Raw genomic sequence first — 24,169 nt, forward strand, 5'->3', positions numbered from 1 at the left:
CAGTGGTTGCAGGCAATCGACAGGTAATAGGCGAAGACATTCTGATGCCAGACGCCGTTATCCTCCTGCCAGTCGCCGCCCGCGTATTCATAAATACGCCGGAAGCTGACCTCCGGGGTCAGGTCTTTGTAATCCTTGCAGGCCAGCTCGCAGGTTTTGCACCCGGTGCAGCGGCTGGAATCAATAAAAAATCCATACTGGGTTGTCATCGGTTACTCCTTACGCCTTTTCAACCTGAACGAGGTTTGTGTGGGATGGGTTGCCCTTCGCCAGCGGCGATGGACGCTGCGTAGTGAGAACGTTGATGCAGCCCGCCTGATCGATACGGTTCGCATCCGGGTTATACCAGGCCCCTTCCCCCAGCGCGACAACGCCAGGCATCATACGCGGAGTCACTTTAGCTTCGATATGCACTTCGCCACGTCCGTTGAAGATACGTACGCGATCGCCATTACTGATGCCGCGGGCTTTCGCATCCATCGGGTTGATCCACATCTCCTGTCGGCAGGCCGCTTTCAGTACGTCAACGTTGCCGTAGGTGGAGTGAACACGCGCTTTGTAGTGGAAACCGGTCAACTGAAGCGGGAATTTCTCCGTCAGCGGATCGTTGTAGTTTTCGAAGCCTGGCGTATAAATCGGCAGCGGATCGATAACGTCCCCTTCCGGCAATTCCCACGTTGCGGCAATTTTTGCCAGCTCTTCGGAGTAGATCTCGATTTTGCCCGACGGCGTGGTCAGCGGATTGGCCTGCGGATCGTCGCGGAAGGCTTTATACGCCACGTGATGCCCTTCCGGATCGCGCTGCTTGTACATGCCCTGCTTGCGGAAGGTATCGAAGTCCGGCAGGTCAGGAATGGCTTTGCGGGAAAGCTCGTGCAGATGGCGCATCCACCCTTCCTGAGTACGTCCTTCAGTGAACTGCTGCTCAACGCCAAGACGTTTCGCCAGCTCGGAAGTCATCTCATAGATGGTTTTGCACTCGAAGCGCGGTTTGATGGCCTGGTCAGTGAAGATCACATAGGACATATTGCCGCAGGAGGCATCCAGCGCGAAATCCATCTGCTCAGACGCGGTGCAGTCTGGGAGCAGAATATCGGCATACTTTGCCGATGAGGTCATGTGGCAGTCGATCACCACAATCATTTCGCACTTCTTATCGTCCTGCAAAATTTCATGGGTGCGGTTGATCTCTGAGTGCTGGTTGATCAGGCAGTTACCGGCATAGTTCCAGATCATTTTGATCGGCACGTCCAGCTTATCTTTGCCCCGAACACCGTCGCGCAGCGCAGTCATTTCCGGGCCGCGCTCGATCGCGTCTGTCCACATAAACATGGAGATGCTGGTCTGAACCGGGTTATCCAGCGTTGGCATACGTTCAAACGGTACTTCATACGAGCCTTCACGCGCCCCGCTATTACCGCCGTGAATACCGACATTGCCAGTCAGAATCGAGAGCATAGAAATAGCGCGGGTGGCAATTTCGCCATTCGCGTGGCGCTGAGGTCCCCAGCCCTGGCTGATATAAGCCGGTTTGGTTGAACCAATTTCACGTGCCAGCTGAACAATACGTTCGACAGGAATGCCGGTGATAGTGGATGCCCACTCCGGGGTTTTCGCCACGCCGTCGCTGCCCTGGCCAAGAATATAGGCTTTATAGTGCCCGTTAGCCGGTGCGCTGGCTGGCAGCGTCTTCTCGTCGTAACCAACGCAGTATTTATCCAGGAACGGCTGGTCGACGAGGTTTTCAGTAATCATCACATACGCCAGCGCATTGACCAGCGCCGCGTCGGTACCAGGGCGGATGGGGATCCACTCGTCTTCACGCCCTGCGCCGGTATCGGTGTAGCGCGGATCGACGATGATCATTCGTGCGTTGGATTTGGCGCGCGCCTGCTCAAGGTAATAGGTTACCCCGCCGCCGCTCATGCGCGTTTCGCCTGGGTTGTTGCCGAACAACACCACCAGTTTACTGTTCTCGATATCCGACGGGCTGTTGCCGTCTGCCCAGCCGCCGTAGGTATAGTTCAGGCCCGCGGCAATCTGTGCGGAAGAGTAGTCGCCGTAATGATTGAGATAGCCGCCGCAGCAGTTCATCAGGCGCGCCACCAGCGTTTTACCCGGCGGCCAGGAACGGGTCATGGTGCCGCCAAGCGTCCCGGTGCCGTAGTTGAGGTAGATAGATTCGTTGCCGTACTCTTTGATCAGGCGCTGCATGTTGGTCGCGATAATATCGTAGGCTTCGTCCCAGCTAATGCGCTCGAACTTCCCTTCCCCACGCTTACCGACGCGCTTCATTGGGTATTTCAGACGATCCGGGTTATATACGCGACGGCGCATTGAGCGACCACGCAGACAGGCACGAACCTGATGTAACCCTTCGTAGTTATCATCGCCGGTATTGTCGGTTTCGACATATTTGATTTCACCGTCCACCACGTGCATACGCAGTGGGCAGCGGCTACCGCAGTTAACGGTACAGGCACTCCACACCACTTTTTCCGGGGCTGAAGCGGGAGACAGAGCCTCCGCCGCCGACGCCAGTCGGGTAAAGGGGAGCGTAAAGGCGCTGCTGGCAACCGCCAGACCACCTATTGCCGTGGTTTTCATCAACCCACGGCGAGTGACCTCGGCTGCCATTAACGCTTCAGGCGCTTTGATTTTCATAAAGACTCACTTTGGTTGCTCACAAAGAAAAGAGAGGCGGCGCAAACCGCTATGTAGTTTTATTTATAACGAATTACAACGTTATTGGTGTTTTATGCTGACTTTCGTTCGGAGGAGTATTACTACTTTAGAGGGAGGGGTTATTGCTTCGTATCAAATCAGAGGCATAAAAAAAGCGCCCTGAGGCGCTTTTTTGTCTTAGTGCAAATAATTATCCGATGAACTGCTGGCCTTTCATGTAAGGGCGCAGCACTTCAGGGATCTCAATGCGCCCGTCAGCCTGCTGGTAGTTTTCCAGCACAGCAACCAGCGTACGGCCTACTGCCAGACCAGAACCGTTCAGGGTATGAACCAGACGGGTTTTCTTGTCAGATTTGCTGCGGCAACGCGCCTGCATACGACGCGCCTGGAAATCCCAGACGTTGGAGCAGGAGGAGATTTCACGGTAGGTGTTCTGCGCAGGCACCCAGACTTCAAGGTCGAAGGTTTTGCAGGCACCGAAGCCCATGTCGCCGGTGCACAGCGCCATACGACGGTATGGTAGACCCAGCAGCTCCAGCACTTTTTCCGCGTGGCCGGTCATCTCTTCCAGCGCGTCCATAGACTCTTCCGGACGAACGATCTGCACCATCTCAACTTTATCGAACTGGTGCATACGGATCAGACCGCGCGTATCGCGGCCGTAAGAACCGGCTTCAGAACGGAAACATGGAGAGTGCGCAGTCAGTTTGATTGGCAGATCGTCTTCGTCGATGATCTCATCACGCACGAGGTTGGTCAGCGGCACTTCCGCAGTTGGGATCAGCGCGTAGTTGCTGCTGTCAGCTTCCTCGTCCAGCGGACGGGTATGGAACAGATCGCCGGCAAATTTCGGCAGCTGGCCTGTACCGTACAGCGTATCGTGGTTAACCAGATACGGAACGTAGGTTTCGCTGTAGCCGTGCTGCTCGGTGTGCAGATCCAGCATGAACTGCGCCAGCGCGCGGTGCAGGTGAGCAATTTGCCCTTTCATTACCACGAAGCGAGAACCGGTCAGCTTAACCGCTGCCGCAAAGTCCAGGCCCGCGTGCATTTCGCCCAGCGTCACGTGATCGCGCACTTCGAAGTCAAACTCGCGAGGCGTACCCCAGCGTTTCACTTCAACGTTGTCGTTTTCGTCTTTGCCGACAGGCACGCTGTCGTCAGGAATGTTCGGGATCGCCAGAGCAATATCGCGAATTTCAGCCTGAAGAACGTCCAGTTCAGCTTTCGCCTGATCCAGCTCTTCACCCAGTTTGTTCACTTCCAGGCGTAATGGCTCAATATCTTCCCCGCGCGCTTTCGCCTGGCCAATGGATTTCGATCGAGAATTACGCTCTGCTTGCAGATTTTCAGTTTGTACCTGCAAAACTTTACGACGCTCTTCAAGAGCGCGCAGCTTATCTACATCCAGCTTAAAGCCCCGGCGTGCCAGTTTTTCAGCGACTGCGTCTGGCTCATTACGCAGCAGATTGGGATCGAGCATGCTTATCCTGTGCTTATCGAATTAAAAAAGGAAAAAGTGACCACAGCCTGCGGCCACAGAGATATATTGCCAACATTACCGCAACGATTGAACTAACGGTAGCGTTTTATAGGGCTATTTTGATCCTGTCCGGCAAGCCAGGCGAGCTTTTCGCCAATCTTACCCTCAAGACCTCTGTTTGTAGGGTGATAATAGCGGGTTTGTGCCATCTCCTGCGGGAAATACTCCTCCCCGGCGGCGTAGGCATTGGGTTCATCATGGGCGTAGCGATACTCCTGCCCGTAACCCATTTCTTTCATCAGCTTTGTAGGGGCATTGCGAAGGTGTACCGGAACGTCGTAATCCGAACGTTCACGTGCATCCGACATCGCCGCTTTGAAGGCGGTATACACCGCGTTACTTTTCGGCGCGCAGGCCAGATAGACAATTGCCTGCGCAATGGCACGCTCACCTTCCGCGGGTCCGACGCGGGTAAAGCAGTCCCAGGCGGAAATAGCGACCTGCATGGCGCGTGGATCGGCATTACCGACATCTTCTGACGCAATGGCCAGGCAGCGACGCGCGACATATAACGGATCGCCACCGGCGGTAATGATACGCGCGTACCAGTAGAGCGCCGCATCCGGGGCGCTGCCGCGCACGGACTTATGTAATGCAGAGATCAGGTCGTAAAAACGATCGCCTTTATTATCGAAGCGTGCGCTCCGCTCACCGGCTATTTCGGTCAGCAGCTCCTGCTTTAGCACCCGCTTTCCGGCATCATCCACTTCGGCCATATCGGCCATCATTTCCAGCGTATTCAGTGCCCGACGCGCATCGCCGTTGACCAGTTCAGCGATCGCACGACGCGTCTCGTCCGGCAGAACGATATCCTGTCCGCCGTAACCCCGCGCTTTGTCCGCCATCGCCTGGGTCAGAACCTTTTCGATATCCTCTGTGGTCAGGGATTTAAGCAGGTAAACGCGGGCGCGGGAAAGCAGCGCGGAGTTGAGTTCAAACGACGGGTTTTCCGTGGTTGCGCCGATGAAGAAAATCGTGCCGTCTTCAATGTGCGGCAGAAACGCATCCTGCTGGCTCTTGTTGAAACGGTGGACTTCATCAACAAACAGAATGGTGCGGCGCCCGGCATTACGGTTTTGCCGTGCGCGCTCGATCGCCTCGCGGATCTCCTTCACGCCGGAGGTAACCGCCGAGATGCGCTCAACGTCCGCGTTAGCATAGCGGGCGATCACTTCAGCGAGGGTGGTTTTGCCGGTGCCGGGTGGCCCCCAGAGGATCATGGAGTGCAGATGCCCCGCCTCAATAGCGCGAGGCAAGGGTTTCCCCGCAGCCAGCAGGTGTTGCTGGCCGATGTACTGCGCTAAATTTTCTGGCCGCATACGGGCGGCCAGAGGTTGAAACGCATTATCTGAAAAATCGAGCGACAGGTTGCTCACTCATGCCTCTTACTTATTACGTTGGTCGTCCACCGTTACGCCCTGCGGCGGGGTAAAGATGAATTTCGAAGCATCTACAGCGCCGTTTTGCTGAGACTTAAGCTGATAGCTACTGCGCTGATCGTCCTGCTCAACCGCGCCGAACTGATTGATGGTACCGTTGCTGCTCACGTTAATCGTGAACTGCTTCAGATTACCGTTGCTGCCTTTTGGCGTCAGGATGAACTCATCACCGTTTTGTTTGATGTTGTACTGCTGCCAGTCGCTGGACTGGTTACGGGCAATGAGCATAAACGGCGTATTGCTGGTCGCGTCTTTCAGCCAGGTGGCGGTTGCCTGCTCAACAAACGGGTTGTAGAACCACAAGGTTTTCCCGTCGGACACCAGCACGCTTTCATCAGGCTGGGTCATGTGCCAGTTGAAGAGATTCGGGCGTTTCACCCACAAATCCCCCTGACCTTCCTGCACCGCGTTGCCGCTGCCGTCAGTCACTTTTTGCGTGAAGCTGGCGTGGAAGCTGCTCACTTTATCCAGTCGGCTTTTAAGGTCGCTGGCTGCATCAGCCCAGACGCTGCTGGCAACAAAACTGGAGAGTAATGCACAGGCGATGGCGATTTTTTTCATTGTTATTCCTTAAAATACGTCTTCCCGATATGGGGGTTCCGTTTCTATTCTGGACCTGCCCGAAGGCAGGCGACAGAAGAATATGCTTAATTTTTGCTGATTTACCCTTCTTTGCAATCGCTGAAGGTTAATCAAAAGGCGGTGGTGCCAGCACCTCTCGGTTACCGTTATGCCCCTGTTCGCTCACAATACCCTGGGCTTCCATCTGCTCGATAATACGCGCCGCGCGGTTGTAGCCGATACGGAACTGGCGCTGGACGCCGGAGATGGACGCCTTACGTTTTTCGGTGACGAAATTAACCGCCTGGTCAAATAACGGATCCAGTTCTTCGCCGCCGTCAAAACCACCGCCGCCACCTTCGCTTTCACTGTCGGAGGTGATGCCGTCAACGTATTGCGGCCGCCCGCGCGCTTTCCAGTCCTGTACCACCGCATGCACTTCCTGGTCGCGAACAAACGCACCGTGGACACGCACCGGCGAGGTGGAGTTCGGGCCGGAATAGAGCATATCACCCATTCCCAGCAGCGACTCTGCACCGCCCTGGTCAAGGATAGTACGCGAGTCAATTTTACTCGACACGGTAAACGCGATACGGGTCGGGATGTTTGCCTTAATAAGACCGGTGATAACGTCTACGGACGGACGCTGCGTTGCCAGTACCAGGTGGATGCCCGCCGCACGCGCTTTCTGTGCCAGACGCGCAATCAGCTCTTCCACTTTCTTACCAACGGTCATCATCAGGTCGGCAAATTCATCCACCAGCACCACGATGTAAGGCAGTTTTTCCAGCACCGGATGCTGGGCATCCATGCTGTCACCCGGCTTCCAGTATGGGTCCGGAATCGGACGGCCCATACGCGCCGCCTCGGCGATTTTCTCGTTATAACCGGCCAGGTTACGCACGCCCAGCGCCGACATCAGCTTGTAGCGACGCTCCATTTCATTGACGCTCCAGCGCAATGCGTTGGCGGCGTCCTTCATGTCGGTCACCACTTCCGTTAACAGGTGCGGAATGCCTTCGTAGACGGACAGTTCAAGCATTTTCGGGTCGATCATGATGAAACGCACATCTTCAGGCTGCGCTTTGTAGAGCATACTGAGGATCATGGCGTTCACCCCGACTGATTTACCGGAGCCGGTGGTACCCGCAACCAGCAGATGCGGCATCTTCGCGAGATCGGCAACCACCGGATCGCCGGCGATATCTTTACCCAGCACCACGGTCAGCGGGGACGGGTTGTCGCGGAATTTGGTGTTATCCAGAACTTCACGCAGATAAACGGTCTGGCGTTTCTTGTTTGGCAGCTCAAGGCCAACGTAAGGCTTACCTGGGATCACCTCCACCACGCGTACCGCCACGGTCGACAGAGAACGCGCCAGGTCACGGGACAGGTTAGAAATACGTGCCGCTTTTACGCCTGGCGCCAGATTCAGTTCGAAACGGGTGATCACCGGGCCAGGTGAGTAGTTCACCACGTCCGCTTTAATACGGAAGTCAGCCAGACGCGCTTCCACCAGACGGGCCATCTGTTCAAGGGCAAAGGTATCCACCGGCTCGACTTCCGCTGGCGGCGGCGTTAACAGATCCAGCGACGGCAGCGGCGTACTTGGTCGTTGCAGCGGACGGCTGTCTCCGTTACGCATCAGCAGCGGGTGAATCAGGCTTTCCTGCGGCTGTGGTGCTGGCTGCTGGAACTGCGGCTGCGGCGGTTGGGCCGGTGGTGTATGCGGCTGCGCATTAACCTGTGGCGCTGGCGCCTGACGCACCGGTTCCGCTTCCGGCATCACGCTCGGCGTGAACAGCGGTTCGCTCGGACCGTCATCCACCAGATCTTTCATCGGTGAAAATTCAAAATCCGAGAGCGAGAACGGATTTGCCCCCGAAGGCTGCTCACCGGAATAACGTTGCTGTTGCGTGGCGGCAAACTGACGCGCTAATTCCGCTTCGGCAGCATCATCTTCATCCTGCTGAGAATGAACATCGTGTTGGTAATCATTCCCGTAGCGTTGAGTCTGTTGGGCAGCAAACTGACGCGCCAGCTCATCCTGATGCAGTTCGTCGGCATCATCTTCGTAGTCGGATTCACGGGCTTTCTCTTCCGCCATACGCTGGGAAGGCAGTTTAATGCCATAAGAGGCCAGCTCCCGGCGCGTAGGTACGCGCACGCGATTAGGGCGCGGCAATTGTGGACCAATGCCCTCTTTCACCTGAGGACGCGGCGCACCGTCGGTTGCCGGGCTGAATAGCGGAGCGGACGCGGCAGCGGCTGCCGTTGCCTGCTTCACGGTTTCTGCTCCTGACGCAACGGCTGGCGCTGGGTCTACAGGTGCAACGCTCGCAGAAGGCGCTTTTACAACAGGCTCCTGCACCGGCTCAGGCACGGGCTGATACCAGGCGGCAAGCTGCTCGCGCTCACGGGCACGGCGCTCTTCCACTTCTTCAAAATAGTACAATGGCGGACGGGATGGCTTCGCTTCCTCCACCACTTCGGGTTCAGACACCGGCGCAACATATGGCTGTTCAGGCACAGCGGGTTCGGGCGTATAAGCCTGATACGGCTGTTGCGGCTCGCTGGCAGGCTCAGACGGATGATACGATTGCTGACACTGTTCCTGCTGCACAGGAATATAGCTTTCAGGCTCCGGCGCAATGGTCGGTTCAGGCGTATGGACGCCTGGCGCAGTCTGCCAGTCCACCTGCGGTTGCTGGATCGCGGACTCCGGTGCCGGAACAGGCGAGGACGGCATCACGGCTTCAACAGGCGCAACATGGGCCTGCGCAGCCGTCGTTGCGGCGGCAGCAGCGGCTACCGGTTCAGTCACGGAATGACCATGCAACAGCGGATCGTATTCGTCATACTCACCCGGCGTAGCTCGATGACCAGAGAACAACACATCATCAGGATCGACGGCCGCACCGCGATACTCAATCTGCTCGTCTTCATCCATACGTTTGCCGGAGAAAAGCGCGGCATCCGTTTTACGGCCTAACGGGTTAGCGAATTTTTCAGCAACGCGCTGGCGGCGTGCCAGAGCACCGCGCAGAATACGGGCACGGCGGGATTCACGACGCTGCACAGGTGCCTCGTCTTCCTCTTCGTATTCATCTTCATATTCGTCTTCATCGACCCACGTATCATCACGACGGGTACGATTGCTGGCAAACGTCAGCAGAGTCAGAATAAAGCTGCCGATTTTTTCGGCAATGCTCACCCAGGACCAGCCGGTAAACAGCGTCAGGCCCGCCACCCAGATGCAGAGCAGCGCCAGCGTGCCGCCGCTGCTGTGAAGCATCGGTTGCAGCGCGGAGCTCAACAGGCTGCCAATCACACCGCCGGAGGCGAAATACCAGATGTCATCGGCATTGATCGCCGCCAGTCCGCAGGAGGTGAGGATCAGCGCCAGGGCGCCAATCAGGCGCAGCGAAACGGCAAAATAATCGATGTAGTCGTCGTTCTGTCGATGACGCCAGGCAAACCAGCATCCGCCAATAATGATGACGGGAAGGGTATAGGCCATCACACCGAAAATGAAGAAGAGCGTGTCCGCAAGCCAGGCGCCGGGAACGCCACCCAAATTATGGATAGGCTCATGCCATGCGGTTTGCGACCAGCTGGGATCTGAGGGGTTGAAACTGAGTAAGGCAGCCATCAGCCAGACGGCAAAAAGGGCAATAACAATCAGTAACGCCTCAAGGAGACGACGTCCGCTGCTTAGCTTAGATAATGTGACTTCTTTGTCTTCAGTGTATTCCTGGCTCAAGAAAGGCTCTCCAGGTATCAGGCATGTCCTGCCTGTGTGCTAAAACGGACAACAGCGCCGGGACTCCCCGGCACTGTTGCTGTATGGATTAACAGGAGTGTAATCAAACTACACTGATTTTGCACCTGTTCCGTGTTAGCGCGTCTTAATAACCAGACGATTGCTCTGTTTGACCTCTTCCATCACCACATAAGTACGGGTGTCGTTCACGCCTGGCAGACGCAGCAGGGTTTCCCCCAGCAGCTTACGGTAGGCGGACATATCAGGCACACGGGTTTTTAACAGGTAGTCAAAATCACCGGAAACCAGATGACACTCTTGAATTTCTTCAAGTTTTTGTACAGCGGCGTTAAATTGCTCAAACACATCTGGTGCACCACGATTCAGAGTAATCTCAACAAATACCAGAAGTGAGGCATCCAGATAATGCGGGTTCAGCAGAGCCGTATAGCCCTGAATAAAACCCTGTCTTTCCAGTCGACGCACACGCTCAAGGCACGGCGTCGGGGAAAGTCCCACACGTTTTGAAAGCTCGACGTTGGAAATACGCCCATCCTTTTGCAATTCATTAAGAATGTTACGATCGATACGGTCGAGATCTTTGCCAGGGCGCTTCTTGCTATCTACCATTATTATTGTCTCTCTGTATTCCTTCCCTACTCCTGCCTGGACCCTGTGCACATCACTGTTCAGAGCCTGTACCCGTTATTCATCACATCGCCTGGTTATGTATTAGACGCGATGTGGATTCGGGTTCTGCGGTAAGAAGACCGTTGCCCGAAAGCAGTCACAGACATCACGTATGGCGTCTGTCCACACCATGCGTAGATTTCACTGACCCGGTAAAAATGGCATTTCCGTGCATGTCTATGCGGCATGCAGTTCGTGCGTCTTTTTTTCTTCCTTGAATGTTTTCGCAAAAGCGCAGGGGATTGTCAAAGCAAAACATCGATTTTTAGTACAAGATGCCGGATATTCATTACGGAGGGGTATTAATCCTCATTTTATTGCCTTATAAACGCGCTGTTTTCAGTAGCAGACGTGATGTGACCGCCTCTGACCCATAGGGCGCGTCTATTGCATATATCGGAAGCAAAACTGCCGTGCTCTTTTTTTACGGCAACAAATTCCCTACAATCCAGCCCATTGCCTGCCAACAACAATGGGGATCTCATGGGCACGACCAAACACAGTAAGCTGCTAATCCTTGGATCTGGACCTGCGGGTTATACCGCAGCGGTCTATGCTGCACGCGCTAACCTGCAACCGGTACTGATCACCGGGATGGAAAAAGGCGGTCAGTTGACCACCACCACGGAAGTGGAAAACTGGCCGGGCGACCCGAACGACCTGACCGGGCCGCTGCTGATGGAGCGCATGCACGAGCATGCCGCCAAATTCGAAACCGAAATCCTGTTCGACCACATCAATAAAGTGGATTTGCAGAACCGTCCGTTCCGCCTGACGGGTGACAGCGGCGAATACACCTGCGATGCGCTGATCATCGCCACCGGCGCCTCTGCCCGCTATCTCGGTCTGCCGTCTGAAGAAGCGTTCAAAGGCCGCGGCGTGTCAGCATGCGCGACCTGCGACGGTTTCTTCTATCGCAACCAGAAAGTTGCGGTGATCGGCGGTGGTAATACTGCGGTCGAAGAAGCGCTGTATCTGGCAAATATTGCCTCAGAAGTACACCTGATCCACCGTCGCGACACCTTCCGCGCGGAGAAGATCCTGATCAAACGCCTGATGGACAAAGTGGCGAGCGGTAACATTGTGCTGCATACCAACCGTACGCTGGAAGAAGTAACTGGCGATCAGATGGGCGTGGCGGGGCTGCGTATCCGTGATACCCAGAACACCGATAACGTCGAAACGCTGGAAGTGGCAGGCCTGTTTGTGGCAATCGGTCACAGCCCGAACACGGCTATCTTTGAAGGTCAGCTGGAGCTGGAGAACGGCTACATTAAAGTGCAGTCTGGCATTCACGGTAACGCCACCCAGACCAGCGTTCCGGGTGTCTTCGCAGCTGGTGACGTGATGGACCATATTTATCGTCAGGCGATCACCTCTGCGGGCACCGGTTGTATGGCCGCGCTGGACGCAGAACGCTACCTGGACGGGCTGGCTGAACAAGGTAAATAATCTTTACAAGTCAGTAACAAACGTAAATAAAGGCGGCCACTGGTCGCCTTTATTTTTGCTCACGTGTAACATGCAGATGTCTAATTTCTTATAACGTCACCTGCAAAGTACGCAATGGAAAAAACCCGTCAACAAGAGTTAACCCGCTGGCTGAAACAGCAAAGCGTTCTGTCCCGCCGCTGGCTTATGATTTCCCGCGTTCTGGGATTTATCAGCGGTCTGTTGATTGTTGCCCAGGCATGGCTGCTGGCCCGCATTCTCAACCATATGATCATGGAGAATATCCCGCGCGAAGCGCTGCTGTTGCCGTTTATCGTTCTGGTGCTGGTTTTCGTTCTGCGTGCGTGGGTGGTCTGGCTGCGCGAGCGGGTTGGGTTCCATGCCGGGCAGCACATCCGCTATGAGATCCGCCGCAAGGTGCTCGATCGGCTTTCAGAAGCCGGGCCTGCGTGGATCCAGGGCAAGCCGGCCGGTAGCTGGGCGACGCTGATCCTTGAGCAAATCGACGATATGCACGATTACTACGCGCGTTATCTTCCGCAGATGGCGCTGGCGGTGTTTGTGCCTCTGATGATTGTTATCGCCATCTTCCCGGTTAACTGGGTGGCGGCGCTGATCCTGCTGGGGACCGCCCCGCTTATCCCGCTGTTTATGGCGATGGTCGGCATGGGCGCGGCTGATGCTAACCGCCGCAACTTCCTGGCGCTGGGTCGGTTAAGCGGCCATTTCCTGGACCGGCTGCGCGGCATGGAAACCCTGCGGATCTTTGGTCGTGGTGAAGCGGAAACCGAAAACATTCGCCTGGCGTCGCAGGATTTTCGTCAGCGCACCATGGAAGTGTTGCGCATGGCCTTTCTCTCTTCTGGCGTACTTGAATTTTTCACCTCCCTGTCGATTGCGCTGGTGGCGGTTTACTTTGGTTTCTCCTACCTCGGCGCGCTGGACTTTGGTCACTACGGTACGGCGGTTACGCTTTCCGCCGGGTTCCTGGCGCTGATCCTGGCCCCGGAATTTTTCCAGCCGCTTCGCGATCTCGGCACCTTTTACCATGCCAAAGCGCAGGCGGTGGGTGCTGCCGACAGCCTGAAAACCTTCATGGAAACGCCGCTGGCGCATCCGGAGCGTGGTGAGGTAACGCTGAATACGAACGATCCGGTGACCATTGAAGCACAGGATTTTTCTGTTCTGTCGCCTGAAGGCAAAGTACTGGCCGGTCCGCTGAACTTTACCCTGTCTGCCGGGCAACGTGTGGTGCTGGTGGGTACCAGCGGCTCAGGTAAAAGCTCATTGTTGAATGCGCTTTCAGGTTTTATGGCGTACACCGGATCGCTGCGTATCAACAAAACGGAGCTGCGTGAGCTCGATCCTGATGCCTGGCGTAAACAGCTAAGCTGGGTGGGGCAAAACCCGCAGCTGCCAGCTCCGACGCTTCGCGAGAATGTGCTGCTGGCACGCCCGGATGCGCGTGACGATGAGCTGCAATCGGTCCTCGACCGCGCCTGGGTCAGCGAGTTTCTGCCGCTGCTTGCGCAGGGTGTCGATACCGTCATTGGCGATCAGTCTGCCGGGCTGTCAGTAGGCCAGGCACAGCGCGTCGCGGTTGCCCGTGCGCTGCTGAACCCCTCTTCGCTAATGCTGCTGGACGAACCCGCCGCCAGCCTGGACGCTCACAGCGAGCAGCGCGTGATGGATGCGCTTAACGCAGCCTCACGCCAGCAAACCACCCTGATGGTGACTCACCAGCTGGAAGGTATTGCCGACTGGGATCAGATCTGGGTGATGGAAAACGGACACATTGTTGAGCAAGGCGATTACGCCGCGCTTGTTGCCGCGCAGGGGCCGTTTGCGACCCTGCTGGCGAACCGTCAGGAGGATATCTGATGCGCGCCCTGCTTCCGTATCTTGCACTGTATAAACGCCACAAATGGATGCTGACGCTCGGGATCGTGCTGGCGATCGTCACTCTGCTGGCCAGCATCGGTCTGCTTACGCTTTCCGGCTGGTTCCTCTCCGCGTCTGCGGCCGCAGGCTTTGCCGGGCTATACAGCTTTAACTACATGCTGCCTGCCGCCGGGGTGCGCGGTACGGCGATTACGCGAACTGCCGGGCGCTACTTCGAGCGTCTGGTCAGCCACGACGCGACCTTCCGCGTGCTGCAACACCTGCGTATTTATACGTTCAGCAAACTGCTACCCCTCTCCCCTGCCGGGCTGGCACGTTTTCGACAGGGCGAATTACTCAACCGCGTGGTCGCAGATGTGGATACGCTGGATCACCTCTATCTGCGCGTCATTTCACCCATGGTGGGCGCGTTTGTGGTGATTGTCGTGGTCACGCTGGGGTTGAGTTTCCTGGATGTTCCCATCGCACTGACGCTCGGCGGCATCATGCTGATGACGCTGATTATTCTGCCACCCCTGTTTTATCGTGCAGGTAAAACCACCGGGGAAAACCTGACGCGCCTGCGCGGGGAATACCGCCAGCAGCTCACCGCCTGGTTGCAGGGACAGGCCGAGCTCACCCTTTTTGGCGCCAGCAAGCGCTACCGCGCCCGCATGGAAAATACGGAGCTGAACTGGCATGAAGCCCAGCGTCGCCAGTCTGAACTGACCGCTTTCTCCCAGGCGCTGATGATGTTAATTGGTGGGATTGCCGTAATCGCCATGCTCTGGATGGCCTCCGGTGGCGTGGGCGATAACGCGCAGCCTGGCCCGCTAATTGCGCTGTTTGTTTTCTGTGCCCTGGCAGCCTTTGAAACCTTAGCCCCGGTTACGGGCGCCTTTCAGCATCTCGGCCAGGTGATTGCCTCTGCGCTGCGCATTACGGATATTGCCGAGCAGGAGCCGGAAGTGAAGTTCAGCGCGGGTCAAACCGCTGTGCCGGAGCAGGTCGCGCTGACGCTCAGCAATGTCACTTTCGCCTACGACAAGCCGGCGCAAAACGCGCTGGAAGACATCACCCTTTCTGTTGATGCCGGGCAGCGCATTGCGATCCTTGGCCGTACGGGATGTGGAAAATCGACACTTCTGCAACTTCTCACGCGCGCGTGGGACCCACAGCAGGGCGAGATTCGGTTTAACGACGTTCCGCTGTCTGGTTTTAGCGAAGCGGCCTTGCGTAAAACGGTCAGCGTCGTGCCCCAGCGGGTGCATCTGTTCAGCGCTACGCTGCGCGATAATCTTCTTCTGGCGGCACCAGACGCCTCCGACGATACGCTACGGGCAATGCTGGAGCAGGTTGGGCTGCACAAGCTGCTTGAAGACGATGGCTTGAACAGCTGGCTGGGTGAAGGGGGTCGACAGCTTTCCGGCGGCGAACTGCGTCGTCTGGCCATTGCGCGTGCGCTGCTGCACGATGCGCCGCTGATGCTGCTGGATGAACCGACAGAAGGACTGGATGCCACGACAGAGAGCCAAATCCTTGATTTACTGGCGAATGTGATGAAAGGTAAAACCGTACTGATGGTCACGCACCGTCTGCGCGGGCTGGTGAATTTCGATCAGATAATTGTGATGGACAACGGACACATAATTGAGCAAGGTAGTCACGCAGAGCTGCTGGCAAAACAGGGTCGCTACTACCAGTTTAAACAGCGCCTGTAGACTATATTTGTAGCGTCCTCTCTCGCGTACTGGAGTTCTGTTGTCATGCGCCTGGTGCAGCTTTCTCGCCATAATATTGCGTTCCCTTCACCTGAGGGGGCGCTGCGTGAACCTAACGGCTTGCTGGCTCTGGGCGGCGATCTCAGCCCGGCACGGCTCTTAATGGCTTACCAGCGCGGCATCTTCCCGTGGTTTTCGCCTGGCGACCCGATCTTATGGTGGTCTCCCGATCCGCGAGCCGTGCTGTGGCCTGGGCAGTTTCACCTGAGCCGCAGCATGAAGCGGTTTCATGCAAAATCACCCTTTCGCGTCACGCTCAATCACGCCTTCGGCCAGGTTATCGAAGGCTGCGCTGAAGATCGTCATGAAGGCACCTGGATAACCCGCGATATCATTATCGCCTACCACCAGCTTCATGAGCTGGGCTACGCGCACTCTATTGAAGTATGGAAAGAGGATAACCTCGTCGGTGGAATGTACGGCGTGGCGCAGGGCACGCTGTTCTGCGGTGAGTCGATGTTCTCCCGTGCCACGAATGCGTCAAAAACCGCGCTGCTGGTGTTTAGCGAGGAATTTGCCCGACGTGGCGGACGGCTGATGGATTGTCAGGTGCTGAATGAGCACACCGCCTCGCTCGGCGCCGTTGAAATCTCCCGCCGACACTATATCGAACATCTTGAACAATGCCGAAAAGAGACCCTTCCACGCGATTTTTGGGTTCCCAGAGCGCTCTTTATGCCCAATGCCTAAATGTTTTCCGCATATTTTTTATGAGGGTGTTATAATTATGCCGCAGAGTAGCTTCTGCCTGTTGCCCCGCCGCCGTTTGGGACCCTCGCTTCAGATAACGTCCTGACGTTTATCCTGTCGTCTCCCCTTTACGAATGCGCTTTCCGTTCGGTTGTACCGTGACGCTTGGGCAATACGCTGAGACTGTTTTGCTGCGTTTTAAACGCGCAATTCTTTACTTAATTGAGGAATTTCGGCATTATCTTGCCGGTTCAAAACTTGGTAGTGATACCCCAGAGGATTAGATGGCCAAAGAAGACAATATTGAAATGCAGGGTACCGTACTTGATACGTTGCCTAATACCATGTTTCGCGTAGAACTGGAAAACGGTCACGTGGTAACTGCGCACATCTCCGGTAAAATGCGCAAAAACTATATCCGCATTTTGACGGGCGACAAAGTGACTGTTGAACTGACCCCGTACGACCTGAGCAAAGGCCGCATTGTCTTCCGTAGTCGCTAATTGTTTTCGCCTGTAATGGCAGATGAATATTTAAAAGGTCGGGATATTCCCGGCCTTTTTTATTTATGGTCTTAGTGTGGCTGTGTCGGCAGATGTATAGTCATGCACGGGTTCATAGGTACGATTAAATCTTCAGCCATCGCGTGGGTGATGTCATGCAGCAGTCCCGTCAGGTGCGGCAGCATATCGCGGTCAACATGCGATACCAGCAGCACATGGTTTAACGCCCGGCAGTAGTCGCATTTCGTTTCGGTATCTTCCAGCAACCACTCTTTTTGTCGCGGTTGCTCCGCGTCGTCCTCAAATTCCACCACCTGAAAATCACGCATGGATTCTGCGAGTCCGGTTTTAACTACTTCCAGATAAGCCCCGAGGCAACGGCAAACGGGCTGCGTTTGTGGGAGCGAATGGCAGTCAAGCAGGATTTCGGTGAGCAGGTTGCAGCGTTCGGCAAGGGTTGGCAGATCGGGGTTGAGGGAGAGTTCGCTATATAAATGGGCCAAATTATTTTCTGTATTCATTGGGTAATTCCTTCACACACTTTGAATTTACCACCGCAGGAAACGCCAATTCGCTGGCGGCGGACGAAAAGGAATTGGCGTACCAGTGTGTGTGCTACTGGCGCTTCAAGAGAAGCTTCCGATTCGCCCGCCAGATGCAGAATTATACCCCTTTCCTTAGGGCGAACGAAGCCTTCAGCATACTGCTGCTCACACACTTTCAGGACGCCAATCCCGGCACCTGATTTTGCAGGTGCGCCGCCATTTTATTACTGTGGATTTATCCAGCAACCAACGTAGTACGAAACTGGAAAGCGCTTCGCAAAATTCCTCTGCGGTCTGTTGCCCTCACCCCAACCCTCTCCCACAGGGAGAGGGGGAAAAGCAGGCATAAAAAAACCGGGCATTCGCCCGGTTTTTAACATTAACGTTCAATTCACTCAGTGAGCCGCTTCCGGCTTGTGCTTCGCCGCACTCTGGAAATCGTACGTCAGTTCGTTCTTCGCCTGATCCAGCCCTACCGTGACCTGGCCGCCGTCCACCAGCGAGCCAAACAGCAGCTCGTTCGCCAGCGGCTTCTTCAGGTTGTCCTGAATCACGCGCGCCATCGGACGGGCACCCATCGCACGGTCGTAGCCTTTCTCAGCCAGCCAGTTGCGGGCCTCCTGGCTCACTTCCAGCGACACGCCTTTCTGATCCAGCTGAACCTGCAACTCGACGATGAACTTGTCCACCACCTGATGGATCACCTCGGTAGACAGGTGATCGAACCAGATAATGTTGTCCAGACGGTTACGGAACTCCGGCGTGAAGATCTTCTTGATCTCTTCCATCGCATCGGTGCTGTTATCCTGGTGGATCAGGCCGATGGATTTACGCTCGGTTTCCCGCACGCCCGCGTTGGTGGTCATCACCAACACCACGTTGCGGAAATCGGCCTTGCGCCCGTTGTTATCGGTCAGCGTCCCGTTGTCCATCACCTGCAGCAGGATGTTGAACACGTCCGGGTGCGCTTTCTCGATTTCATCAAGCAGCAGTACCGCGTGCGGATGCTTGATCACCGCGTCAGTGAGCAGGCCGCCCTGGTCAAAGCCCACGTATCCCGGAGGCGCACCAATCAAACGGCTGACGGTATGACGCTCCATATACTCGGACATATCAAAGCGCAGCAGCTCAATGCCCAGCGCTTTGGAGAGCTGAACCGTTACCTCGGTTTTCCCCACACCGGTCGGACCGGCGAACAGGAAGGAACCAACCGGCTTGTGGTCATGCCCCAGGCCAGCACGAGCCATCTTGATCGCTTCGGTTAAAGCCTCAATGGCTTTATCCTGACCAAAGACCAGCATTTTCAGGCGATTGCCGAGGGTGCGCAGCGTATCACGGTCGCTCTGAGAAACGCTCTTCTCAGGAATACGCGCGATGCGGGCCACCACGGACTCGATATCCGCCACGTTCACGGTTTTCTTACGCTTGCTGGCTGGCATCAGGCGCGCACGCGCACCCGCCTCATCAATCACGTCAATCGCCTTATCTGGCAGATGACGGTCGTTAATGTATTTCACCGCCAGCTCCACCGCCGCACGGACCGCTTTCGCGGTGTAACGCACGTCGTGGTGTGCTTCGTACTTGGTTTTCAGGCCGTTGATGATCTGCACCGTTTCGTCAACCGACGGCTCGGTAACGTCGATTTTCTGGAAACGACGCGCCAGCGCACGATCCTTCTCAAAGATGTTGCTGAACTCCTGGTATGTCGTGGAGCCCATCACGCGGATCTTGCCGCTGGAGAGCAGCGGTTTAATCAGGTTAGCCGCATCCACCTGGCCACCGGAGGCCGCACCTGCGCCGATAATGGTGTGGATCTCATCGATAAACAGGATGCTGTTGGTATCCTGCTCCAGCTGTTTTAACAGCGCTTTGAAGCGTTTTTCAAAATCACCGCGGTATTTAGTGCCCGCCAGCAGCGAGCCGATGTCCAGCGAGTAGATGGTGCAGTCAGCGATCACTTCCGGCACGTCGCCCTGCACGATGCGCCAGGCAAGCCCTTCGGCAATCGCGGTTTTACCCACGCCAGATTCCCCCACCAGCAGCGGGTTGTTCTTGCGTCGACGGCACAGCACCTGGATGGCACGCTCCAGCTCTTTGTCGCGACCAATCAGCGGGTCGATACCGCCAACGCGTGCAAGCTGGTTAAGGTTGGTGGTGAAGTTTTCCATACGATCCTCCCCGCCTGCTTGCTCTTCACTGTTGTTGATCTGTCCGCTGGGATCCGATGCCTGGTTAGGCTCGTCTTTTCGCGTTCCGTGAGAGATGAAGTTGACCACGTCGAGCCGGCTGACTTCGTGTTTGCGCAGCAGGTAGGCCGCCTGGGACTCCTGTTCGCTGAAGATGGCGACTAAGACATTGGCACCAGTCACTTCGCTACGTCCGGAAGACTGGACGTGGAAAACCGCGCGCTGCAACACGCGCTGGAAGCTGAGCGTCGGCTGCGTGTCGCGCTCTTCTTCACTGGCTGGCAGCACCGGTGTGGTTTGTTCGATGAAGGCTTCGAGTTCCTGACGTAGCGCCACCAGATCCACGGAGCAGGCTTCCAGCGCTTCGCGGGCAGATGGGTTGCTAAGCAGTGCGAGCAGCAGGTGCTCGACGGTCATAAACTCATGTCGGTGCTCACGCGCTCTGGCGAAAGCCATGTTTAAACTGAGTTCCAGTTCTTGATTGAGCATAGGCACCTCCCCCAATTTTATGCCTTATCAGGCCTTTTCCAGCGTACACAGCAACGGATGCTCGTTCTCCCTCGCATAGTCGTTCACCATCGCTACTTTGGTTTCCGCGACTTCGGCAGTGAAGATGCCGCAGATCGCTTTGCCACGATAATGAACGGTAAGCATCAGTTGCGTTGCACGTTCAACATCATAAGAAAAGAACTTTTGTAGCACGTCAATAACAAATTCCATTGGCGTGTAATCATCGTTCATTAACATAACTTTATACATAGATGGCGGTTTTAGCGCGTCGCGCACTTTATCTTCCGCCAGCTGGTCAAAATCCAGCCAATCGTTGGTCTTACCCATTATGCATAACCACTTTGAATCTACCTCAGATGTTAGATAACAATCATCTATTACTGTCATCCGCGATGTCTGTCACAAACTGTTGCAATAGCGTTAACTGCCTCAAATTTTGGTTGATTATTGTCCCAACTCCAGCGCCAAACGCTTGACGGCTTCTTCCGTTTCTCTAAATTGTACAAGCGTGAGTTGGCGAGGTTTTGAACAGCCCCCACTCCACCACCGGTTCATTCCATCTTAATTTATAAGATTTACGAAGGATGTCGAAGCATGGAAATGGGTACTGTTAAGTGGTTCAACAACGCCAAGGGGTTTGGCTTCATTTGCCCCGAAGGCGGCGGCGAGGATATCTTCGCTCACTATTCCACCATTCAGATGGATGGTTACAGGACGCTCAAAGCCGGGCAGTCCGTCCGGTTCGATGTACACCAGGGGCCAAAAGGCAATCACGCCAGTCTTATCGTGCCCGTTGAAGCAGAAACGGTTGCATAGCTCTCTGATTCATTGTGTACACCCCGCAGGCAAAATGCCAGCCCGATCGGCTGGCATTTTTATTTTCGGGCTATTCCCGCGCCAGCGCATCCACCGGATCGAGCCGCGCCGCGTTTCGCGCTGGCAGCCAGCCGAAAAGAATACCGGTGAAGGTGGAACATAAAAACGCCGTCAGGATCGCCATCGGCGAGAAGCCAATTTCCCAGCCCGGTAAGAAGAGCTGGAGCGCGAAGGCGATCATCATCGAAAGCGCAATCCCCATCGCGCCTCCCACCAGACACACCAGCACCGCTTCAATCAAAAACTGCTGGAGCACGTCGCTGGCCCTGGCCCCGACCGCCATGCGGATGCCAATCTCCCGGGTGCGTTCAGTTACCGACACCAGCATGATATTCATCACCCCGATACCGCCAACGACCAGCGAGATCACCGCGACCAGCGTCAGGAACAGCTGAAGAGTACGTGTGGTCTTTTCCGCCGTTTTCAAGAGGCCGTCCATATTCCAGGTGAAGAAATCCTTCTTCCCGTGGCGCAACGTTAACAGCCGTTCCAGCTGCTGTTCCGCCAGCGCACTGTCATAGCCCTCCTTCACGCGCACGGTGATGGAGTTAAGCCACGACTGGCCCATAATCCGCCCGGAGATGGTGGTATACGGCAGCCAGACGCGCAGGATCTTGCTGCTGCCGAACATCGACTGCTTCTCTTCCGCCACGCCAATGACCGTGGCAGGCATGTTACCCACCAGGATCACTTCCCCCACTACACGGGTTTTATTGGGGAAAAGCTGTCTGCGCGAGTTCGCGTCCAGCACCACCACCTGCGCCCTGCCCGCCAGCTGCTCCGCGTTGAAGGTCGCCCCTTCGCTAAAGGTCATGCCGTAGACGTTGAAGTAATCTCCGCTGACGCCGTTAGCGCTGGCCGCCACGTCAATGTTGCCGTAGCGCAGACGCAGGTTTTGCGACACGGCAGGCGTGGCGGAGTTCACCCACGGCTGCTTCTGAATAGCCGCCAGATCGTCATATTTCAGCGCCTGCTGATACTGCGGCTCGTCGTCGCCAAAATCTTTGCCGGGGTAAACGTCGATGGTGTTAGTCCCGATGGCCCGAATATCCGCCAGCACCAGCTGTTTCGCCGCATCGCCCACCACCACAATCGACACCACCGAGGCAATACCGATAATGATGCCGAGCATGGTCAGCAGAGTGCGCATTTTGTTGGCCGCCATCGCCAGCCAGGCCATGGTCAGCGCCTCGCGGAAACCGCTGGAAAACTGGCCCCAGCCGGTGGACACAGGCAAAGCTTCTTTCGCCGCCGCCGCTCTGGACTGACGCGGCGGCGGGTTGCTGACCAGCTCGCCGTCGTGGATCTCGATAATGCGTTCCGCCTGCGCCGCCACCTGCGGATCGTGGGTGACGATAATCACCGTATGCCCCTGATCGCGCAGTTGATGCAGGATCGCCATCACCTCTTCACCGGAATGGCTGTCGAGCGCACCGGTTGGCTCATCGGCGAGGATCACCTGTCCGCCGTTCATCAGCGCGCGGGCAATACTCACGCGCTGCTGCTGACCGCCGGAAAGCTGCGAAGGCTGATAATCAACACGCTCCGCCAGCCCAAGACGCGTTAACAGCGCCTTCGCGCGTTCAAGGCGTTTTTTGCGCTCGACGCCCGCATACACCGCCGGCACTTCCACATTCTGCGCCGCGCTCAGGTGTGAAAGCAGATGGTAACGCTGAAAGATAAAGCCAAAATGCTCGCGACGCAGCTTCGCCAGCGCGTCGCCGTCCAGGGTGGAAACATCCGTCCCGGCCACGCGATAGGTGCCGCTGGTGGGCTTATCCAGACAGCCAAGAATGTTCATCAGCGTTGATTTACCCGAGCCCGACGCCCCGACAATCGCCACCATTTCACCGGCTTCAACGCGCAGGGAGATGCCCTTCAGCACCTCCACCGGCCCGTCGCCGGACGGATAGCTGCGACGAATGTCATTCAGCTCAAGCAGCGCCGTCATTGCGCGGCTCCGGGCAGGGTTTCGCTGGTGACCACTTCTTCACCCTCTTCCAGCCCTTTTACCACCACCACGTCGGTGTCGTTACGCGCGCCAATCACTACTTCCCGCTCGCGGGTTTCGCCGTTGCGCAGCACTTTCACCTTGTAGCGATTGTCCCCGGCGGATTCGCCCAGCGCGGAGAGCGGAACCGTCAGCACGTTTTTCACGCCGGTCAGCTGGATATGCACCTGGGCGGTCATGTCCAGACGCAGCACGCCCTGCGGGTTTGGCACCTCGAAACGCGCGTAGTAGAAGATGGCGTCGTTGACCTTTTCCGGCGTCGGCAGGATATCTTTCAGCACGCCCTCATAGCGGGTTTGTGGATCGCCCAGCACCGTAAACCAGGCTTTCTGCCCCGGCTTAAGGTGAATGACGTCCGCTTCGGATACCTGGGCTTTCACCAGCATGGTGCTCATATCCGCCAGGGTCAGGATGTTTGGCGCCTGCTGCGCGGCGATGACCGTCTGGCCTTGCAGGGTGGTTATCTGCGTCACTTCCCCGGCCATTGGCGCAACGATTTGCGTGTAATCGAGGTTGGTTTTCGCCGTATCCAGCGAGGCCTGATTCCGTTTGATTTGCGCATCGATGGTGCCAATCTGCGCCTGCTTCACCGCCAGCTCCGTGGCGGCTGTGTCCAGATCCTGTTTCGAGATGGCCTGCGTTTTCGCCAGCGCCTGCTGGCGCGTCAGGGTGACCTGAGCGAGATTACGCTCCGCCTGAGCCTGCGCGCGCTGCGCGCGCAGCTCCATCAGCGTCGCTTCCACTTCGCGGATCTGGTTTTGCGCCTGCTCAGGATCGATCACGCCCAGCAGCTGGCCTTTTTTAACCTTATCGCCAATCTCAACTGACAGGGTTTTAAGCTGACCGCTGACCTGCGCGCCCACGTCAACCTTACGCAGGGCATCCAGTTTCCCCGTCGCCAGCACGTTTTGTTGTAGCTCGCCCGGACGAACAATCAGCGTTTGATACTGTGGTACCGGCGCGTTCAGTACCTTCCATAACCAGAATCCGCCCGCTAACACCACTACCGCCAGCAGCAGAAACAGCTTTCTGCGTTTTCCCTTCAGGTTCATA

Annotated in this window: 17 protein-coding genes and 1 pseudogene; 6 read left to right on the forward strand and 12 right to left on the reverse strand. The window is 56.3% G+C overall.

Going from position 1 to position 24,169, the window contains the following annotated elements:
• From dmsB to lrp, 7 genes and pseudogenes are all read right to left on the reverse strand, one after another.
• A pseudogene (gene dmsB / locus ACOTYB_RS16275) lies at window positions 1-209 on the reverse strand (dimethylsulfoxide reductase iron-sulfur subunit DmsB); the annotation flags it as partial.
• A 10-nt stretch (window positions 210-219) separates the two neighbouring features.
• The gene (gene dmsA, locus ACOTYB_RS16280) at window positions 220-2,664 is read right to left on the reverse strand and encodes a dimethylsulfoxide reductase subunit A (protein ID WP_022650720.1); all 2,445 of its coding nucleotides are present in this window, start codon (window positions 2,662-2,664) and stop codon (window positions 220-222) included.
• Window positions 2,665-2,875: 211 nt separating this feature from the next.
• Entirely contained in the window at window positions 2,876-4,168 is a 1,293-nt protein-coding gene (gene serS, locus ACOTYB_RS16285) for a serine--tRNA ligase (protein ID WP_003858266.1), read from the reverse strand.
• A gap of 92 nt (window positions 4,169-4,260) precedes the next feature.
• Window positions 4,261-5,604 (reverse strand): replication-associated recombination protein RarA, encoded by a 1,344-nt coding sequence (gene rarA, locus ACOTYB_RS16290; protein ID WP_104468468.1) that lies wholly within the window; start codon window positions 5,602-5,604, stop codon window positions 4,261-4,263.
• A gap of 9 nt (window positions 5,605-5,613) precedes the next feature.
• Window positions 5,614-6,228, reverse strand: a complete 615-nt coding sequence (lolA, locus tag ACOTYB_RS16295) for an outer membrane lipoprotein chaperone LolA (protein WP_421765840.1) — start codon at window positions 6,226-6,228, stop codon at window positions 5,614-5,616.
• A gap of 127 nt (window positions 6,229-6,355) precedes the next feature.
• Window positions 6,356-9,991 carry a DNA translocase FtsK 4TM domain-containing protein gene (locus ACOTYB_RS16300; protein WP_220153702.1) on the reverse strand — a complete coding sequence of 1,212 codons (3,636 nt, stop codon included), beginning with the start codon at window positions 9,989-9,991 and terminating at the stop codon, window positions 6,356-6,358.
• Between the two features lie 135 nt (window positions 9,992-10,126).
• Window positions 10,127-10,621 carry a leucine-responsive transcriptional regulator Lrp gene (gene lrp / locus ACOTYB_RS16305; RefSeq protein WP_000228469.1) on the reverse strand — a complete coding sequence of 165 codons (495 nt, stop codon included), beginning with the start codon at window positions 10,619-10,621 and terminating at the stop codon, window positions 10,127-10,129.
• Window positions 10,622-11,164: 543 nt separating this feature from the next.
• Here lrp and trxB point away from each other — a divergent pair.
• The 5 genes from trxB (at window position 11,165) to infA (ending at window position 16,988) form a co-directional block, all read left to right on the forward strand.
• Window positions 11,165-12,133 (forward strand): thioredoxin-disulfide reductase, encoded by a 969-nt coding sequence (trxB, locus tag ACOTYB_RS16310; protein ID WP_003858303.1) that lies wholly within the window; start codon window positions 11,165-11,167, stop codon window positions 12,131-12,133.
• Window positions 12,134-12,247: 114 nt separating this feature from the next.
• Window positions 12,248-14,014: a heme ABC transporter permease/ATP-binding protein CydD gene (gene cydD / locus ACOTYB_RS16315; protein ID WP_045337407.1), complete on the forward strand. Its 1,767-nt coding sequence runs from the start codon at window positions 12,248-12,250 to the stop codon at window positions 14,012-14,014.
• Window positions 14,014-15,735, forward strand: a complete 1,722-nt coding sequence (gene cydC / locus ACOTYB_RS16320; protein WP_409248798.1) for a heme ABC transporter ATP-binding protein/permease CydC — start codon at window positions 14,014-14,016, stop codon at window positions 15,733-15,735. Before cydD ends, cydC begins: the two co-directional genes overlap by 1 nt.
• Before the next feature lie 45 nt (window positions 15,736-15,780).
• The gene (gene aat, locus ACOTYB_RS16325) at window positions 15,781-16,485 is read left to right on the forward strand and encodes a leucyl/phenylalanyl-tRNA--protein transferase (protein WP_032608953.1); all 705 of its coding nucleotides are present in this window, start codon (window positions 15,781-15,783) and stop codon (window positions 16,483-16,485) included.
• Window positions 16,486-16,769: 284 nt separating this feature from the next.
• Window positions 16,770-16,988 (forward strand): translation initiation factor IF-1, encoded by a 219-nt coding sequence (gene infA / locus ACOTYB_RS16330; protein ID WP_002211347.1) that lies wholly within the window; start codon window positions 16,770-16,772, stop codon window positions 16,986-16,988.
• 71 nt (window positions 16,989-17,059) lie between these two features.
• Here infA and ACOTYB_RS16335 read toward each other — a convergent pair whose 3' ends face one another.
• From ACOTYB_RS16335 to clpS, 3 genes are all read right to left on the reverse strand, one after another.
• Entirely contained in the window at window positions 17,060-17,509 is a 450-nt protein-coding gene (locus ACOTYB_RS16335) for a hypothetical protein (RefSeq protein WP_220153701.1), read from the reverse strand.
• Window positions 17,510-17,928: 419 nt separating this feature from the next.
• A complete protein-coding gene (gene clpA / locus ACOTYB_RS16340) occupies window positions 17,929-20,208 on the reverse strand; it encodes an ATP-dependent Clp protease ATP-binding subunit ClpA (RefSeq protein ID WP_022650716.1) in 2,280 nt (759 codons plus the stop codon).
• Window positions 20,209-20,235: 27 nt separating this feature from the next.
• Entirely contained in the window at window positions 20,236-20,556 is a 321-nt protein-coding gene (clpS, locus tag ACOTYB_RS16345; protein WP_006174393.1) for an ATP-dependent Clp protease adapter ClpS, read from the reverse strand.
• A 267-nt stretch (window positions 20,557-20,823) separates the two neighbouring features.
• Between clpS and cspD the strand changes: the two genes are divergently transcribed.
• Window positions 20,824-21,045 (forward strand): cold shock-like protein CspD, encoded by a 222-nt coding sequence (gene cspD, locus ACOTYB_RS16350; protein WP_006809408.1) that lies wholly within the window; start codon window positions 20,824-20,826, stop codon window positions 21,043-21,045.
• Between the two features lie 70 nt (window positions 21,046-21,115).
• Here cspD and macB read toward each other — a convergent pair whose 3' ends face one another.
• On the reverse strand, window positions 21,116-23,056 hold the full coding sequence (macB, locus tag ACOTYB_RS16355; protein ID WP_050871437.1) for a macrolide ABC transporter ATP-binding protein/permease MacB: 1,941 nt from the start codon (window positions 23,054-23,056) through the stop codon (window positions 21,116-21,118).
• A complete protein-coding gene (macA, locus tag ACOTYB_RS16360; protein WP_017384842.1) occupies window positions 23,053-24,168 on the reverse strand; it encodes a macrolide transporter subunit MacA in 1,116 nt (371 codons plus the stop codon). The genes macB and macA overlap by 4 nt, the downstream gene beginning before the upstream one ends.
• Window position 24,169 lies beyond the last annotated feature (1 nt).

Origin of the sequence: Enterobacter cloacae complex sp. IR5450 (assembly GCF_049238665.1) — a bacterium.
Classification (GTDB): Bacteria; Pseudomonadota; Gammaproteobacteria; order Enterobacterales; family Enterobacteriaceae; genus Enterobacter; species Enterobacter hormaechei_C.